15 protein-coding genes are annotated in these 16,778 nt (G+C 73.4%); 10 read left to right on the top strand and 5 right to left on the bottom strand.

All coding sequences use genetic code 11. The features are described 5' to 3' along the window. Positions 1–6: 6 nt before the first annotated feature. The 3 genes from ACW62_RS02370 to ACW62_RS02360 are packed head-to-tail and all read left to right on the top strand — an operon-like array spanning position 7 to position 4,668. Complete coding sequence (locus ACW62_RS02370; RefSeq protein ID WP_053202445.1) at positions 7–2,580, top strand: hypothetical protein; 2,574 nt, start codon at positions 7–9, stop codon at positions 2,578–2,580. A gap of 26 nt (positions 2,581–2,606) precedes the next feature. Next, entirely contained in the window at positions 2,607–3,647 is a 1,041-nt protein-coding gene (locus tag ACW62_RS02365; protein WP_169791970.1) for an alcohol dehydrogenase catalytic domain-containing protein, read from the top strand. Next, on the top strand, positions 3,637–4,668 hold the full coding sequence (locus ACW62_RS02360) for a succinylglutamate desuccinylase/aspartoacylase domain-containing protein (RefSeq protein WP_053202443.1): 1,032 nt from the start codon (positions 3,637–3,639) through the stop codon (positions 4,666–4,668). Before ACW62_RS02365 ends, ACW62_RS02360 begins: the two co-directional genes overlap by 11 nt. Positions 4,669–4,778: 110 nt before the next feature. Here the strand turns inward: ACW62_RS02360 and larB are convergent, their stop codons facing one another. After that, on the bottom strand, positions 4,779–5,480 hold the full coding sequence (larB, locus tag ACW62_RS02355) for a nickel pincer cofactor biosynthesis protein LarB (RefSeq protein ID WP_053202442.1): 702 nt from the start codon (positions 5,478–5,480) through the stop codon (positions 4,779–4,781). A gap of 66 nt (positions 5,481–5,546) precedes the next feature. Here larB and larE point away from each other — a divergent pair, with 66 nt between their 5' ends. Beyond that, the gene (larE, locus tag ACW62_RS02350) at positions 5,547–6,374 is read left to right on the top strand and encodes an ATP-dependent sacrificial sulfur transferase LarE (RefSeq protein WP_169791969.1); all 828 of its coding nucleotides are present in this window, start codon (positions 5,547–5,549) and stop codon (positions 6,372–6,374) included. A gap of 18 nt (positions 6,375–6,392) precedes the next feature. Beyond that, the gene (larC, locus tag ACW62_RS02345; RefSeq protein WP_205629084.1) at positions 6,393–7,559 is read left to right on the top strand and encodes a nickel pincer cofactor biosynthesis protein LarC; all 1,167 of its coding nucleotides are present in this window, start codon (positions 6,393–6,395) and stop codon (positions 7,557–7,559) included. 5 nt (positions 7,560–7,564) lie between these two features. Here larC and ACW62_RS02340 read toward each other — a convergent pair whose 3' ends face one another. From ACW62_RS02340 to ACW62_RS35005, 4 genes are read right to left on the bottom strand one after another with little or no spacing between them, the layout of a single operon-like run. Further along, positions 7,565–8,317, bottom strand: a complete 753-nt coding sequence (locus ACW62_RS02340) for a sulfite exporter TauE/SafE family protein (RefSeq protein WP_053202440.1) — start codon at positions 8,315–8,317, stop codon at positions 7,565–7,567. Then, positions 8,314–9,402, bottom strand: a complete 1,089-nt coding sequence (gene nagA / locus ACW62_RS02335; RefSeq protein ID WP_240477206.1) for an N-acetylglucosamine-6-phosphate deacetylase — start codon at positions 9,400–9,402, stop codon at positions 8,314–8,316. The genes ACW62_RS02340 and nagA overlap by 4 nt, the downstream gene beginning before the upstream one ends. Positions 9,403–9,440: 38 nt before the next feature. After that, a complete protein-coding gene (locus ACW62_RS02330; RefSeq protein ID WP_053202438.1) occupies positions 9,441–10,142 on the bottom strand; it encodes a putative N-acetylmannosamine-6-phosphate 2-epimerase in 702 nt (233 codons plus the stop codon). Next, positions 10,139–11,098: an N-acetylglucosamine kinase gene (locus ACW62_RS35005; RefSeq protein WP_083459054.1), complete on the bottom strand. Its 960-nt coding sequence runs from the start codon at positions 11,096–11,098 to the stop codon at positions 10,139–10,141. Before ACW62_RS35005 ends, ACW62_RS02330 begins: the two co-directional genes overlap by 4 nt. A gap of 123 nt (positions 11,099–11,221) precedes the next feature. On the opposite strand from ACW62_RS35005, the gene ACW62_RS02320 reads away from it, so the two are divergent. The 5 genes from ACW62_RS02320 to ACW62_RS02300 are packed head-to-tail and all read left to right on the top strand — an operon-like array spanning position 11,222 to position 16,740. Continuing rightward, positions 11,222–12,304 (top strand): LacI family DNA-binding transcriptional regulator, encoded by a 1,083-nt coding sequence (locus ACW62_RS02320; RefSeq protein WP_169791968.1) that lies wholly within the window; start codon positions 11,222–11,224, stop codon positions 12,302–12,304. Then, complete coding sequence (locus ACW62_RS02315) at positions 12,301–13,923, top strand: FAD-dependent oxidoreductase (protein ID WP_169791959.1); 1,623 nt, start codon at positions 12,301–12,303, stop codon at positions 13,921–13,923. Before ACW62_RS02320 ends, ACW62_RS02315 begins: the two co-directional genes overlap by 4 nt. Next, positions 13,923–14,912, top strand: a complete 990-nt coding sequence (locus ACW62_RS02310; RefSeq protein WP_053202435.1) for a dihydrodipicolinate synthase family protein — start codon at positions 13,923–13,925, stop codon at positions 14,910–14,912. The genes ACW62_RS02315 and ACW62_RS02310 overlap by 1 nt, the downstream gene beginning before the upstream one ends. Next, positions 14,909–15,835 (top strand): ABC transporter permease, encoded by a 927-nt coding sequence (locus tag ACW62_RS02305; RefSeq protein ID WP_053202434.1) that lies wholly within the window; start codon positions 14,909–14,911, stop codon positions 15,833–15,835. The genes ACW62_RS02310 and ACW62_RS02305 overlap by 4 nt, the downstream gene beginning before the upstream one ends. After that, positions 15,832–16,740: an ABC transporter permease gene (locus tag ACW62_RS02300; protein ID WP_053202433.1), complete on the top strand. Its 909-nt coding sequence runs from the start codon at positions 15,832–15,834 to the stop codon at positions 16,738–16,740. Before ACW62_RS02305 ends, ACW62_RS02300 begins: the two co-directional genes overlap by 4 nt. The last annotated feature ends 38 nt before the right edge of the window (positions 16,741–16,778 follow it).

Here is a 16,778-nt window from a genome sequence, read left to right as displayed (position 1 = left end):
TCTGCCTTGTTCTCGCTCACCCTTGTCAGCGGCCGGCCGGTCACCGGGCACGTCCGCGGCCCGGAACCGGACGCACCTGCCGGGACGTCGTTCGACGGCACGCGGGCCGTGCTGTCCTGGGCCGAGCGGCCCACGGAGCTGGTCCGGCTCCGGATCGACGACACCGACGTCGCCGTGTGGGCCGATCACGTCACTCGCGAGCATCCGGTCCTGCTGCCGGTCCTCGCCGTCGCGATCACGTCCGCAGGGGACGATCGTGACTACGCGGCGATCGTCGCGGACGTGGCCGCCCGGTCCGGCCGCTCGGCCCTCCAGACCATCGCGGCCGAGGGCGAGGACTCCTATGACGCCGCGGCCGCGCGTGGCCGCCGCCTGTACTCGCCGACGTGGCTCGGGCTCGGCCGCGATCAGCGCCTGTTCGCCCTGGGGTACAACGGCATCGGGGCGAGCAACGCGTCGGAACGGATCTGGGACTGGATCGCCCCACAGTGGCACGGCGAGCCGGTGTCGCTGCCGGAGTCCGGCGAGGCGCCGGTCCGCTACCTCTACATGATGGGGCGCGGGCTCGGCCCGCTCGACTCGACGAGGCGCCGGCTGCGCCGCGGTACCCTGCCCGTCCTCGAGGTCACCCGGCATGACGGCGGGATCCGCTACGACCTCACGGCGTTCGTGGCGCCCGAACGGACTCCGCTCGCCGGCGAGACCGGGCTCGGCACGCCGTTCCTGCTGGCTGACGGTCACAGCGCGGGGCACATGTTCACCGACGCCCAGCAACGTGAGTTCGACCGGCTCGAAGCGGAGTACGCGCCGGACGAGGAGCTCGTGCTGTTCGTCCGGATGAGCGCCACCAACGTCACCGCGGCACCGCGGTACGCCTTCCTGAAGGCGCCCGAGCCGCATCGGGCCGGCGCCGAGACGCCGATCGACGCATCACTGGACAGCGCGCTGGATCCCGCGGGTGGGCTGGTCTTCGGCTCGGGCCGGGTCGCCTACACGGCACTGCTGGACGACCGGCCGCTTCCGGCCGAAGAGGTCGCCGAGCTGCTGCAGCCGGGCGCCTCGACCATGCTCGACGTCCGGCTGCCGCACCGGCCGATCTCGTCCGACCGGGCGGCGGCACTGCGTGACCGTGGGTTCGACGCCGTGCTGGCCGACGCCGAGGCGTTCTGGCTGGACAAGCTCTCGGCGGCGGCCACGATCGAGGTGCCCGAGCGCCGGATCACCGAGATGGTCGCCGCGGGCCTGCTGCACCTCGACCTCGTCACCTACGGCGAGGACCCGGACAGAACACTGGCCCCGACCATCGGGATCTACGCCCCGATCGGCTCCGAGAGCGCGCCGATCATCCAGTACTTCGAGTCCGCCGGCCGCCCCGACCTGGCGGAGCGGTCGCTGCGCTACTTCCTGGACAAGCAGCACGACGACGGCTTCATGCAGAACTTCGGCGGCTACATGCTGGAGACCGAGGCCGCCCTGTGGTCGCTGGGCGAACACTTCCGCTACACCCGCGACGCCGGCTGGGCCGCCACCGTCCTGCCGCAGGTCGACCGGGCCGTCGGCTACATCCTGCGCAACCGGGAGCGGTCGCGCTCGACCGGCGTGCCATTCGGTCTGCTGGTCGGCAAGACCTCGGACCCCGAGGACCCGTTCGCGTCGTTCATGCTGAACGGCTACGCCGTTCTCGGACTGTCGCGCGCGGCCGAGCTCGCCGACGCCGTCGACCCGGGCCGCGGCGGCGCGTGGCGGGCCGCGAGCGACGAGTTGCGCACGGACGTGCGAGCGGCGTTCGCCGACGCGGTGGCGCGGTCCCCACTGGTTCCGCTCGGCGACGGGACCTGGGCGCGCACCGCACCGCCCTGGCACGGCGACGGCGGCCCGGTCGCCCTTCGCCGCGACGCCTCGAAGTGGTACACCCACGGCACCTTCTTCGCCCGGGACTCGCTGAACGGCCCGCTCTGGCTGGTCGCGCAGGAGGTTCTCGACCCGTCGGAGCAGCTCACCACCGAGCTGCTGGAGTACGCCGCGGAGATCCTGCACCAGGACAACACCGCGTTGAGCCAGCCGTACTACAGCCCGCATCCGCTGATCCACCTGCGTCGCGGCGAGGTCAACGCGTTCCTGCGGTCCTACTACACGACCTTCGCGACCCTCGCCGACCCGGACACCTACTCGTTCTGGGAGCACTACTTCCACGCCAGCCCGCACAAGACTCACGAGGAGGCGTGGTTCCTCATGCAGACGCGGTGGATGCTCTACCTCGAGGACGGCGACCGGCTGCGGCTGCTCCCCGGAGTGCCGCGAGCCTGGCTCGCGCCGGGCGAGCGGATCAGGCTCGACGGCGTCCGCAGCTACTTCGGCCCACTGGACGTGACGGTCCACGCCGCCCCGGGCGGCGACGTCGTCGACGTCTCGGTCCGGCTGGACCCGCGGCGCGCGCCGCGCGAGGTCCAGGTGCGCGTCCCGCACCCGTCGGGCCGCCGCGCACGCTCGGTGTCGTCCGGCCACTACGACGCGGTCACCGAGACCCTGACGCTGGAGCCTGACGCCGGCGGCGGCGTCCAGGCCCGCGTGTACTTCTAGCCAACCTACGAACGACAGGAGTGCAGGTGAGAGCGCTGGTCCTGGACCGGGTGCACCGGTTCGACCTCAAGGAGCTGCCGACGCCCGACCCGGGTCCGGACGAGGTGCTGGTCCGCGTCACCGCGGCCGGCATCTGCGGCTCCGAGCTGGCCGGCTTCACCGGGACCGACGGCCTGCGGCGGCCGGGTCTGGTGTTCGGTCACGAGTTCCTCGGCTCGGTCGCCGCGATCGGCGCGGATGTCCCCACCGGCGGTGGCCTCGCCGTCGGCGCCACGGTGACGGCCAACCCGCTGCTCTCGTGCGGGAGGTGCCGGCTCTGCCGGCTCGGGTCGCCGCAGCTGTGCCCGTCCCGGCGGCTGCTCGGCGGGCACGTCGACGGCTGCAACGCCGAGTACGTCGTCGTCCCAGCCGCCGCGCTGCACGTGGCCGACCACCTCGCCGACCCGGCCGCGACGGTGTTCGCCGAGCCCACCGCGTGCGCCCTGCACGCCGTCGGGCTGACCCGGATCGAGCCGGGCTGCTCGGCCCTGGTGCTGGGCGCCGGCCCCATCGGGCTGCTGATCCTCGAGGTGCTGCGCGCCCGCGGCGTCGGGTCGCTCTGGTTCACCGAGCGCAACGACGCGCGAGCGGCCGCGGCCGAGGCCACCGGGGCGGTCCGGCTCAGCCACGCGTCTACGGAACTGGCCGCCCGCGTGCACGAGCGCACCGACGGGCTCGGGGTCGACGCGGTCTTCGACGCCGTCGGGTCGAGCGCGATGCGGCTGCTCGCCGCCACGCTAACGCGGCCCGGCGGCGACGCGTGCTTCGTCGGCCTGCACGACGCGGACGCAGTGCTGCCGTGGCGCGACCTGATCCGCCGGGAGGTGACCTGCGTCGGCAGCTTCGCGTACACGCCGGCGGACTTCGCCGCGGCCGTCGACGCGCTCGGACGGGGCGACCTCGAGTTCCGCGGCGAGGTCGTGCGGGCCCCGCTCGCGGACGGTCAGGCCTGGTACGAGCGGCTGCTCGCCGGCCACCCGGCGAGCAAGGTCCTGCTGGAACCGGGGGCCGGCGCCGATGTCGTCTGAGCAGCAGCCGGCCATCGTCCATGAGCCGGCCGAGATCGACTGGGACCGGCCGGGGAAGCACCACTACCAGGTCGCCTTCCCGCTCGACGGCAGCTGGGGCTACTCGCTGGTCCCGCTCACCGTGATCAACGGCCGGCGGGGGAGGAGCGCCGACAACGTCCTCGTCGTCGGCGGCACGCACGGCAACGAGTGGGAGGGCCAGGTCGCGGTCGCGGGCCTGTGCCGGGATCTCGACCCCGACCAGCTCGCCGGCCGGGTCGTGCTGATCCCGCGGCTCAGCGAGTCGGCCTGTGCGGCCAACTCGCGCTGGTCGCCGCTGGACGGCGTCAACATGAACCGGGCCTTCCCCGGCGAGCCGGCGGGGTCCGTCTCGTACCGGATCGCTCACTTCGTGACGTCGAGCGTCTTCCCGGTCGTGCGCGTCGTCGTCGACATCCATTCAGGCGGGCGCGACACCCGGTTCCCGCACGTGGCCTCGTTCCATCCGGTCGCCGACCTCCCGCAGCGCCGTGAGATGGCCGAGGTGGCGACGCTGTTCGACACCGCGTTCGTGATGATCTACTCCAGCGACATGGCGTCCGGCCTGCTCACCGACGAGGCCGAGGCGGCCGGCAAGATCACCATCGGGACGGAGTTCGGCTACGGCGAGTCCGTCGACCGCCGCGGGGTCCAGCACGGCTACGAGGGCGTACGAAACGTCCTGCGTCACTACCGGCTGCTCGCCGAGCCCGTGGTCAGGATCGATCCGGAACGGGCGGCGCCGGCCAGGTTCATCGAGGCGGCGACGCTCGACGGCTACCTGCCCGCGCCCCGGGACGGCGTGTGGGAGCCGCTCATCGACCCCGGCGACGACGTGCGCGCCGGCCAGGTCGTCGGCCGGCTGCACGACTTCTCCAGCCAGGTGTCGTCGCCGCTGCCGATCCACGCGCCGCGCGACGGCGTGGTCCTGATGCTGCACTACCCGGCCGTGACGACGAAGGGGCAGACGCTGTTCTCCGTCGGGCAGGAGGTCCCGTTCTAGCGCGGCGATCGCGGCCGACTGGCGGCGTCACGCGCCTGGCGATCGGGTCACGGCGCACTTCCTGCCGGCCGACCTCGCCCACGAGGTCGCCCGGGGGGTGGCCCCGATGATCAGGCCGGCCCGCGGCCCGCGACCGATCGCGCCACCCGCGCCGCGTGCACGCCCGCGCCGTACCCGTTGTCGATGTTCGTCACCACGACACCCGGAGCACAGGAGCTGAGCATGGCGTGCAGAGCAGTCACCCCGCCGGCGGCCACCCCGTACCCGGTGCTCGTCGGCACCCCCACCAGCGGGGTGCCGACCAGCCCGGCGACAACGGACGGAAGGGCGCCCTCCATCCCGGCGACGACGATCAGGCAGTCGGCCTGCGCGAGCCGATCGCGGACCGCGAGCAGCCGGTGCACACCGGCCACGCCGACGTCGTCGATGCGCTCGACGCCGGCGCCGTGCACGTGTGCCGTCACCGCGGCCTCGGCGGCGACCGGCCCGTCGGAGGTGCCCGCGGCGACCACGAGGACCAGCCCGCGAGCCGGCGGGGCGACACCGAGGACGGCGGTGCGCGCGATGTCGTCGACCGCGGCGGCGGGAAGCTCCGTGCGCACTGCTGCGCGCGCATCGTCGGTCAGACGGGTGGCCAGGACGGCGCGGTCCGGATGGCGGGTGTGCAGCGCGGCAAGTGCGCCGACGACCTGGCCGGGCGTCTTCCCCGGGCCGTACACCACCTCGGGATCGCCGGTGCGCGAAGCCCGGTCGACGTCGAGCCGGGCCCAGCCCAGGTCGACCACCTCCGGATGGTCCGGCGCGTCTGGCATCCGGGCGACCTCCCGTCGCTCTGAGGAATGTCACATACTACGGTGCTGTCACCGGAGTACCGCATCATGACCGTGGTCGAGCTGCACGCCGTGCTCTCTGGCCCTGACCGCGACGCGACAGCCGCGTTCACGGCGCAGCTGGGCCCCGTCCGCAGCGCCGCGGTGGCGTTCTCGGGGGGAGTCGACTCGTCCGTCGTCACGGCGCTGGCCGCCCGTCACCTCGGCCCGGACGCCGTCGTCGCCGTGCTGGGCGTGAGTGCGAGCCTGGCGGAGTCGGAGCGGCGCCAGGCATGTGAGACCTCCGCCGCGATCGGGGTGGCGCTGGTCGAGGTGGAGACCCACGAGCTGGACGATGCCCGCTACGTCGCCAACAGCGGCGATCGCTGCTACTTCTGCAAGCACGAGCTGTACATCCGCGCGTTCGCGGAGGCCGTGCAGGCGACGGGCAGCCAGGTGCTGCTCAACGGCGACACCGCCGACGACGCACTCGCCGGCGACCGGCCAGGACGGCGGGCGGCGGAGGAACTGGGCGTCCGGTCGCCCTTGGCGGCCGCGGGCATCGGCAAGCACCGGGTCCGATCGCTGGCCCGGGCGCTCGGGCTGCCGGTCTGGGACAAACCGGCCGCACCGTGCCTGGCCAGCCGGGTCGCCGTCAACCTGCCGGTCACCGTGGACGTCCTCGCGCGCGTCGAACGGGCGGAGGCCGCCCTGCGGGATCTCGGCCTTCGCGACTTGCGCGTGCGGCACCTGCGCGAGTCGGCACGGGTGGAGCTCGGCGCCGACGACCTCGCCCACGTGCGGGCGCGTGGACTGGTCGAGCGGGTGCTCGACGCCGTTCGAGCCGCCGGATACTCGGTCGCCGTCCTCGCCGACGCCCCGCTGCGGCGGGCCTGAGCCGTGGTCGACGCGTGGTTGCAGTGCGCGAGTGGCGCCAGCGGCGACATGCTCCTCGGCGCGCTCCTGGACGCGGGTGCGTCGCTCGCCGCCGTGCGGGCGTCCGTCGCGGCCATCGGGGTCGAGAAGGTCGACATCACTCGCCAGCCGGTACGTCGGGCTGGGATGGTGGCGATCAAGGCGCAGGTCATCGTGGCCGAGACGCACCATCACCGGCGGTGGGCACAGATCCGGCGGCTGCTGGTGGACGCGCCGCTGGCCGACGAGGTCCGCGACCGCGCCGTTGCCGTCTTCGAACGGCTGGCGGTGGCCGAGGGCCTCGTCCACGGCGTCCCGCCCGAGGACGTCCACTTCCACGAGGTGGGTGCGCTCGACGCCATCGCCGACATCGTCGGCGTGTGCGCGGCGGTCGAGGACCTCGGCCTGCGCCACATCGGTGCGGACACCGTGGGCGTGGGGTCGGGCACCGTCCGCACGCAGCACGGTCTGCTGGCCGTGCCGCCGCCGGCGGTCGTGGCGCTGCTGAGCGGGACCGGAGTGACCATCACCGCAGGACCCGCCGCCCGGGAACTGTGTACGCCTACCGGGGCGGCGCTGCTCACCACCCTCGTCGACCACTGGGGCCCGATGCCGGCCATGCGAGTCGAGCGGATGGGCACGGGTGCCGGGACGGCGGACTTCGCCGAGGCGCCGAACGTGCTGCGCGTCCTCCTCGGTGATCGCCTCACGGGCGACGACGACACGGCGTCCGCCGGCTCCGTCCTGCTCGAGGCGAACGTCGACGACCTGGACCCACGGCTGTGGCCGGCCGTCATCGACCGGCTGATCGCCGTCGGGGCGGACGATGCCTGGCTGACTCCGGTGCTCATGAAGAAGGGCCGCCCGGCCCACACCGTGTCAGCGCTGGCCGCACCCGAGCTGGCGACGGCCGTGCGCGACGTCCTCTTCCGCGAGACCTCGACGATCGGCGTGCGCGAGACAGCGGCGACGAAGCACGCCCTGGCGCGTACCGAGGGCACCGTCGAGCTGGATGGCCATCGAGTGCGGGTCAAGTACGCGTGGCTCGGCGGAGCCGTCGTCAACGCCCAACCGGAGTACGACGACCTGGCCGAGGTCGCCGCAGCCACCGGCCGTCCCCTGAAGGAGATACTCGCGCGTGCGGTGGGTGCCGCGGACCGACCATGAGGCGGTCAACCGATACCGAGAACGACGATGGCGGCGGCGCCGACCAGGACGATCACGATGCGCAGCAGCAGCGGTGACAACCGGCGCCCGATCCGGGCGCCGAGCAGCCCGCCGGCCGCGGAGCCGGCCGCGATCAGCCCGGCCACCGCCCAGTCGACGTCGGCCACCACCGTGAACACCAGCCCGTCGACCAGGTTCACCAGCCCGGCCTGCACGTTCTTGACCGCGTTCAACCGCTGCAGCGTGTCCGACACCCCCAGCCCCAGCACGGCGAGCAGCAGCACACCCTGCGCGGCCCCGAAGTAGCCGCCGTACACCGCGGTCAGCAGCACCAGCAGCCACAGCACCGGCCCGCCGTGCTCACGCCCGGACGGCCGGTCCTTCAGCCGCCGCGAGATCCACGGCTGCGCCGCGACCAGCACACAGGCCGCCACGATCAGCACCGGCACGATCGCCTCGAACGCGCCGGGCGGCAACGCCAGCAGCAACACCGCACCACCGGCGCCCCCGACGACCGCGGCCAGCCCGAACCGGAACACCCGGGCGCGCTGGCCGCGCAGTTCCTCGCGATACCCCCAGGCCCCCATGACCGAGCCCGGGACCAGCCCGACGGTGTTGGACACGTTGGCCACCACCGGCGGGTAGCCCAGCGCCAGCAACGTCGGGAACGTGATCATCGTCCCGGACCCGACGACGACGTTGACCGCACCCGCCGCGAACCCGGCCGCCACGATCGCAACGACGTCGAACAGGCTCACCCCGTGCTCACCCAGGCGCCCTCGCGCATGACCGCCACCACCTGGTGGTCGGCATCGAGGACGACGAGGTCGGCGGCGAGCCCGGGCCGCAGCGCGCCGGTGCGGCTGGAGATGCCGAGGAGCCGTGCGGGCGTCGTCGAGGTGGCGCGGACGGCGTCCTGGATGGTGAAGCCGGCGCGGGTGATCGCGAACCGGAACGCGGCGTCCATGGTCAGAGCGCTGCCCGCGAGCGTGCCGTCGGGGAGCCGGGTGGCGCCGTCGTGGACCGTGACGCTGATGTCGCCGCGCGGGTAGCGGCCGTCGCCGCGGCCGGCCGCCTGCATCGCGTCGGTGACCAGCACGACCCGGTCCGGGCCCGCGCTGACACAGGCGTGCCGTGCGATGGCCGGATCGAGGTGGACACCGTCGAGGACGAGTTCCACCGTCACACGGTCGTCGGCGAGCAGCGCGACGATCGGCCCGGGTTCGCGGTGGTGGATCGGCGCCATGGCGTTGAACAGGTGCGTCGCGACGGTGGCACCGGCCTCGATCGCGGCGCGGGTGGTGCCGGCGTCCGCGTCGGTGTGCCCGACCGCGGCGAGCGCTCCCGCGTAGGTGACGGCGCGGACGGCGTCGAGCCCGTGCTCGAGTTCCGGCGCCAGGGTCACCATGCGGATCGCACCGCGGCCCGCGCTCAGCAGCCGCGCCACCATCCCGGGTTCGGGGACGCGCAGGGCACTGGCCGGGTGTGCACCCTTCCGCCGCGGCGAGAGCCAGGGACCTTCGAGGTGGATGCCCGCCACGACGCCGTCCTCGGCCAGCTCGGCGAGCGCGCGCAGGTCGTGGTCGAGCGCGGCCTCGCCGGCGCTGGACAGGCTCGCGAGGATCGACGTGGTCCCGTGCCGGAGGTGGGTGGCGGCGAAGGCCGCGACCTGCTCCGGGTCGGCACCGGCCACGGTCGCGCCGCCGCCGCCGTGGGCGTGCAGATCGACGAACCCCGGCACGATCCAGCCGCCGCCGACGGCCAGGTCGACGCGGCCCGGCGGCGGGAGGGCGCCGAGCGCGGTGATGCGCTCGCCACCGACCTCGATCCATCCGTCGCTCACGACGCCGTCCGGCGCGACGAGGGACGCTCCGGCGATGATCACGCCCGACCCGCTCGGCTACCGATGACAGCGGGGGTCGCGGCGCACAGGCGCCGGGCCAGGGCCAGCGTGTCGGTGATCGCGGTGCCGACGACGATGGCGTAGGCGCCTGCGGCGAAGGCCGCCGCCACCGCCTCGGGCGTGGCGTACCGGCCCTCGGCGACGATCGGGGCGTCGATGCCGCCCTCCGCCAGCCGCCGCACGAGGCCGACATCCGGCGCGTCCGGGTCGGACGGATCGGGGCTCGGCGCGAGAGTGGTCGCCACCAGCGCGGCCCCGGCGCCGGCGGCGGCCACCCCGCAGCGGTGGTCGCCGACGTCGGCCATCACCGGCACACCGCGCGCGGCGAGGGCGGCGATGAGGTCGGCGACGCGTTCGTCGCCCGGCCGCGGCCGGTCCGAGGCATCGAGCGCGACGAGGTCGGCGCCGGCGTCGAGCAGGGGGAGGGCGTCCGCGAGCGTCGGGGTGATCCTGACGTCGGTCCCGGGCACCTGACGCTTCCGGATGCCGATCACCGGCAACGCGCAAGCGTTCTTGATGGCCGCGATGTCCGCCGCGCCCTCCGCACGGATGCCGACGGCGCCGGCCAGCTCGGCGGCGCACGCCATCGCGGCCATCACCGCCGGCTGGCGCAGCGGGCTGCCGACCGGCGCCTGGCAGGACACGATCAGTCCGCCGGCCAGCCTGGAGATGACGCTCACTGTTCTTCGACCTCCGAGATCGTCGTGACGGTGACCAGCGTTCCGAACGGCGGCGCCGGCACCGGTGCCGCCGCGGCCAGCCGGCAGGCACCGTCGAGGCTGGAACCGGCCGGCTCGACCCATGACGCGTCCGGCATCCGGCGCGTCAGCAGGTCCACGAGCCGGCCGGCGAGTACACCGGTCCGGGTGAGCAGCCGGCCCGTGCCCGCGATCCGCGGGGGAGCGCCGGCTCGGTCGAGGGCGGCGGCGATCGCGGTCGCGAGGTGCGCGGCCGCCGCGCCGACGATGTCCGAGCTGGCCTCGTCGCCGGCGGTGGCCGCATCGAGCACGACCGGGGCGAAGCCCGACACGATCGCCTTGGCGTCCTCGGACGTCGTGACCTCGTGGGCGAACCGGGCGGGATCGCCGTGTCGTTCGATCATCGCGGCCAGCAGCGCCGCCGAGCCGCGCTCGATCCGTCCGTCATGGGCGCACAACGCCGCCGCCAGTCCCGCGCGGCCGATCCAGTAACCGCTGCCGAGGTCGCCGGCCATGGCGCCCCAGCCGTCGACCTTCGCGGACCGGTTCACGCCGTCGCTGGCCAGCGTGACGACGCCGGTCCCCGCCGCGCAGACCACCCCCGGCCGCTCGCCGAGCGCGCCGACGTAGGACGTCACGCAGTCATCGGCGAGCACCAGCCGCCGGGTGCCCAACTCGGCGTGCAACAGGCGGAGTGCGGAATCGGCCGGTGGAAGCGATCCATGCAGGCCGGATAGGCCGAAAGCGACCGTGGACAATGCGCTGATCCGCAGGTCGCGGCATCGATTCAAAAGGAACGCGGTGGCATATCGCAACGGATCTCCGGCAGCGGTCGAATTGACGCTCGGGCCGGTTGTCTCGTCGAGGACCCGTCCTTCCGGGCTGGAAATGCGAAGGCGGATTCCCGATCCGCCGAGGTCCAGTCCAGCCGTCGGCATCGCGCCTCCTTCCGCCGGTGGGTCATCGCCGTCGCGTCGATGCTAGGGCTGGGCCAGGCGTGGCGTACAGCCGCTAATAATCCGCATTGGCACCTTGCGGGCGAGCATTTCCGGTCCCAGACTGTGCGGACCGGAAGCCAAAACAAAAAGGCGGGTTCAGCGATGGTCGTTGTGCGCCAAATCGATGTCGCTCGGGTGGCCGGGGTCAGTCAGACGACGGTATCGATGGTCTTGAATGAGCGGACCGGCGGCAGTGCCCGGATCTCCGAAGACACCAGGGAGAGAGTTCTCTCGGCGATCAAGAAAACCGGCTACGTGGCCAATCCGATCGCACAATCATTGGCCGGCCATCGCACCGGCATGTTCGGCGTCTTCGCGTTCGAACCGATGTTCACGGCGGAGGCGGGCGGCTTCTACACCGAGTTCCTCGGCGGCATCGAGGCTGCCGGTGAGGCGGCCCGGAAGGACCTGCTGCTGTTCACCAGCACGGTGCTCGATGAGCCGGACAACCACATCTACCGGCGCAACGAGAACCGGCTCCGGCTCACCGACGGCGCGATCCTCCTCGGCAACGGCGAGCCGAAGATGGAGCTGGCGCGGCTGCACGAGGACGGCTTCCCGTTCGTGTACATCGGCCGCCGCGAGATCCCCAACGGCGAGATCTCCTACGTGTCGGCCGACTACGCCGCGGCCACGGCCGACCTCGTCGAGCGGCTGGTCGCCGTCGGGCACGAGCGGCTCTGCTACGTCGGCACCGGTGCCGACGCGTCGGCCAGCATCGATCGCCGCCGCGCGTTCGTCGACACCCTGCGCGACGCCGGTCTGCCGGTGGACCGGCCGGTCCCGGCCGGCCACGGCGACTACGCGGCGGTCCGGCAAGCGGTCGAGGCGGGCGCCACCGCCCTGCTCGTGGAGCCGCCGGTGGGCATCGACGAGCTGACCGCGGTGATCGAACGCGCCGGTTATCGAGTGCCCGCTGACGTCAGCGTGGCGCTGCTGGGCGACGTTCACGGACACAGCGTCCGGCCAGACGACTGGTCGGGCTACCGATTGCCCCGATGGGAGATGGGAATGCAGGCAGTGAAGCTGCTCGTCCGCCTGATGGAGGACCCCGGCGGACCGGCGCGACGCGTCGTCGTGCCCTGCCTCCCGCACGACGGCTGCACGGTGGCGCCCGCGCCGCGACCGGGCCGGGATCGCCGGTGAGCCGCATCGCGGACCACCGCTGCGACGTCCTGGTGGTCGGCGGCGGGGTCGGCGGCGTGGCAGCCGCGCTGGCCGCCGCCCGCCGCGGGGCGACCGTCTCGCTGGTCGAGGAGAGCCCGTGGGTCGGTGGGCAGCTCACCAGCCAGGCGGTGCCGCCCGACGAGCATCCGTGGATCGAGCAGTTCGGCTGCACCGCCTCGTACCGTGCGTTCCGCACCGCCGTCCGGGATCACTACCGATCCTTCTACCCGCTGACCGAGCGGGCGCTGCGCGACCCGGCGCTGAACATCGGCAACGCGACCGTCAGCCGGATCTGCCACGAGCCGGCGGTGTCGCACCTGGTGCTGCGCGCGATGCTGTCGCCCTGGCAGGCGCGCGGCCTGATCACCGTGGTCACCCTGGCCCGGGTCCGCTCGGTCCAGGTCGACGGCGACGCGGTGGGGCCGGTGACCTTCGACGATCTGGTGGACGGCGGCACCTTCGCGGTCGACGCGCCGTACGTGCTCGACGCCACCGAGACCGGCGAGCTGCTCGCCCTGGCCGGCGTCGAGCACGTGACGGGGGCGGAGTCGCAGGCGGAGACGGGAGAGCCGCACGCCCCGGCAGTCGCCGACCCCGCGAACATGCAGGCCGTCTCGTGGTGCTTCGCCCTCGACCACCGCGCCGGCGAGGACCACACGATCGACCGGCCCGCCGGGTACGCGCGGTGGCGGGAGTTCCGGCCGGACTTCTGGCCGGACAGGTACCTGAGCTTCACCTACCCCGAGCCGCGGACCCTGGAGCCACGGACGACCTACCTGGACCCGAACAACGACACCGCGGACGACGTCATCATCGCCGACCAGAGCCGGGTGACGAGCGGGTCGAACCTGTGGGTGTACCGCCGGGCGCTCTGGCGCCACCAGCTCGGCCCGGGCGCCGCGGCCAGTGACATCGTCCTGGTCAACTGGCCGATGACGGACTACATCGACGGCCCGGTCTTCGGCGGCACGCCCGAGGAGAACGACCGTCACGCCCAGTCCGCCCGGGAGTTGAGCCAGAGCCTGCTGTACTGGCTGCAGACCGAGGCGCCGCGCCCGGACGGCGGCACCGGCTGGCCCGGGCTGCGGCTGCGCGGCGACGTCGTCGGCACGCCCGACGGCTTCGCGATGGCGGCCTACATCCGCGAGTCGCGCCGGATCCGCGCCCAGTGCACCGTCACCGAACAGGACCTGTCGCACGCCGAGCGCGGCGAGCACGGCGCCGTCTCCTACAAGGACTCCGTCGGCATCGGCGCCTACCGGATCGACCTGCACCCGAGCACCGGCGGGGACAACTTCATCGACATCGCCTCGTGCCCCTTCCAGATCCCGCTGGGTGCGCTGCTCCCGCTCCGGGTCGCCAACCTGCTGCCGGCCGCGAAGAACATCGGGACGACCCACATCACCAATGGCTGCTACCGGCTGCACCCGGTGGAGTGGAACATCGGCGAGGCCGCCGGCGCGCTGGCCGCGATGTGCGTCGCACGTGGTGTCGGCCCGCACGCGGTCGGCGAGTCCGCCGCGTTGACGGCGGACCTGCAGGCGGAGCTGGAGCGGCACGGTGTCGAGCTGGCCTGGCCCCAGGTGGGTGCGTACTGATGAGCACCGCGGGAGAGTTCCGCAGCGGTCGCGACCTGCTGGACGGCGTCGTGGTTCCGCTGGTGACGGCAATGTCCGCGCCGGGCCGGCCGGACGCCGGCCTGATGGACCGGCTGCTCGAGCGGCTCGCCGCCACCGGGGTCGACGCGCTGATGCTGTTCGGCAGCAACGGCGAGGGCCCGGTGCTGCCGCTGGACGCGGCCGCCGCGTTCGCGACACCGGTGGTGGCCCGGTGGCGGGAGCTCACCGGCGCGGACGGCAGGATCACGGCCGCGATCTCCGGCGTCGGCACCGACGAGGCGATCACCCGCGGACGTGTGCTCGCGAGCACCGGGGTGGACGCGGTGGTGGCGTGCCCGCCCCTGTTCTTCGCGCACCGGCCCGATGAGATCGTCGCGCACTACGACGCGCTGAAGGTGCTCCGAGTCCCGGTGATCGCCTACAACAACCCCCGCTACACCGGCAATCCCATCACCCCCGAGATGCTGGCCAGGTTGTTGGAGCTGGAGCACGTCGTCGGCGTCAAGGAGTCCTCCGGCGACCTCGCCACCCTGTCGCGGTTCGTAGGCGTGGTCGCGGCACGCGAGGACTTCGGCCTGAGCCAGGGCAACGAGCGCGCCATGGTCGATGGCCTGCTGGCCGGCGCCCACGGCGTCACACCGGGCATCGCCAACTTCGCGCCGGCCGTCGCCGTCGCGACCGTGGCGGCGGTGCGCCAGAGCCAGAGCGATCAGGCCGCCGGCCTGCAGCGCCTCGCCGCCGAGCTCGCCGGGATCCATCGGATCCGCCCCGGCGTGCCGACCACCAAGGCGGTGCTCGACCTTCTCGGCCTGATCCCGCCGCATGCCGCCGCCCCGTTCCTGCCCTGCGACGACGCCGACCGTGCGGCGATCCGCGCCCACCTGTGGGAGCACCGCCGGCACCTGATCGACGGCGACCGGCTCGGCGGCGACGCGCAGCCGGTCGAGCCCGGCGGAGGCCGGCCGTGATCGCCGTCGTCCGCCGCGTCCTCGTCGCCCTGGTCGTGCTGTGGGGCGTGGCCACCGTCGTCTTCTTCATCGTCCGCGCCGCCCCCGGCGATCCCGCGACGGCCCTGCTCGGCCCGGACGCCGACGCCGGGCAGGTGGCCGCGCTGCGTGAGTCGATGGGACTGAACCGCCCGCTCGTGGGCCAGTACGCCGCCTACCTCGGCGACCTGGTCACCCTTGACCTGGGCAGTTCGCACCGGCTGGGCCGGCCGGCGATCGACGCGGTGGCCGAGCGGCTCCCCGCGACGGTCGAGCTGACCCTCGCCGCGACGCTGATCGCGGTGGTCGCCGGGCTGGTGCTGGGGGCGCTGGCCGGACGGCGGGCGGGCAGTGTCTGGGACCGCCTGGTGTCGACCGCGACCATCGGCCTGCAGTCCTTCCCGACGTTCTGGGTGGGCATCATGTTCATCCTGCTCTTCGCGCTGACCCTGGGCGTGCTGCCCAGCGCGGGCGCCGGGACACCGGCGCACCTGGTGCTGCCCGCGGTGACGCTGGCGCTGCCGTTCACGGCGATCGTCGCCCGGCTGACCCGCAGCAGCATGGCGGACACCCTGACCGAGTCGTACATCCTCACCGCCCGGGCCAAGGGCCTCACCGAGCGTCAGGTGCTCACGGGGCATGTGCTGCGCAACTCGCTGGTGCCGGTCGTCACGATCGTCGCCCTGCAGATGGGGGCGCTCATGGGCGGCGCCGTCGTGGTCGAGAACGTCTTCGCCTGGCCCGGTCTCGGGTCACTGATCGTCGACGCGATCGGCAACCGCGACTACGCCGTCGTGCAGGCGGCCACCCTCGTCATCGCCACCATCGTCGTCGCGCTGAACCTGCTCGTCGACCTCGCCTACCGCGCCATCGACCCGCGGATCCGGACGGGAGACCGCGCATGAACCCGCTCCCGGAGACCCTCGAGGCCGCGACCGCGGCGGCCACGCTCCCACCCGCCCGTCCGAGCCGGCCGCGACACCTGCTGGCCCGCGTGTTCGCCGCCGTTCCGTTCGTGATCCTGGGCTGCTACCTGGTCGCCGCCGTCGTCGGGCCACTGCTGATCGACTACGACCCGGTCGACACCCCGCTGGTGGATCGGCTCCTGGCGCCGGGCAGCCGGACGTCGGCAGGGGAGCTCGCCGTCCTGGGCACGGACCACCTCGGGCGCGACGTACTCGCGCAGGTCGTCTACGGCGCCCGGACGTCGGTGCTGATCGGCGTGGCGACGGTGGTCGTGGCGAGCGTGGTCGGGTGCTGCGTCGGCGTGATCGCCGGCTACAGCGGCGGCCTGGTCGACACCGTCCTGGCCAGGATCATGGACATCACCCTGGCCTTCCCGGGCATTCTGCTGGCCATCGTCATCGCCGGCGTGCTGGACGGCGGCGCCGTCGTCGTGGTGGCCGCGCTGGCGGTGTCCGGGTGGATCGGCATCGCCCGGGTGGCGCGCGGCGTGGCGGTGTCGGTGCGGTCCCGGCCGTGGACGGATGCGGCGCGGATGCTCGGCGTCCGGCCGGCCAGGATGATCGTCCGGCACGTCCTCCCGTTCGCCGCCGGCCCGGTGGTGGCACTGGCCACCGTCGAATTCGCCCTGGTGGTGCTGGCCGAGGCCGGGTTGAGCTTTCTCGGCGTGGGTCTGCCGGCCTCGACGGTCTCCTGGGGCCAGACCATCGCGAACGGCAAGGAGTATCTCGCGTCGGCGTGGTGGATCTCCGCGTTCGCCGGCGTGGCCCTCGCAGGGCTCGTCGTCAGCGTCGGCCTGATCGGCGACGCCTTCACCCAGCGATACGGACGCGGATTCAGCCGCTGACCGGTACGCCCGGTCCGGCCACCCGTCCCCACACAAGA

It is taken from the genome of Jiangella muralis (assembly GCF_001270745.1).
GTDB classification, from domain to species: Bacteria; Actinomycetota; Actinomycetes; order Jiangellales; family Jiangellaceae; genus Jiangella; species Jiangella muralis.
Note: the sequence above shows the minus strand (reverse complement) of the source record. Positions and strands in the feature narration are given on the sequence as shown.

Coding starts and splice junctions, on each gene's coding strand:
- ACW62_RS02310 (WP_053202435.1), top strand. CDS start 13,923: ATGAGCACCGCGGGAGAGTTCCGCAGCGGTCGCGACCTGCTGGACGGC.
- ACW62_RS02300 (WP_053202433.1), top strand. CDS start 15,832: ATGAACCCGCTCCCGGAGACCCTCGAGGCCGCGACCGCGGCGGCCACG.
- larE (WP_169791969.1), top strand. CDS start 5,547: ATGACCGTGGTCGAGCTGCACGCCGTGCTCTCTGGCCCTGACCGCGAC.
- ACW62_RS02360 (WP_053202443.1), top strand. CDS start 3,637: ATGTCGTCTGAGCAGCAGCCGGCCATCGTCCATGAGCCGGCCGAGATC.
- ACW62_RS35005 (WP_083459054.1), bottom strand. CDS start 11,098: ATGCCGACGGCTGGACTGGACCTCGGCGGATCGGGAATCCGCCTTCGC.
- larB (WP_053202442.1), bottom strand. CDS start 5,480: ATGCCAGACGCGCCGGACCATCCGGAGGTGGTCGACCTGGGCTGGGCC.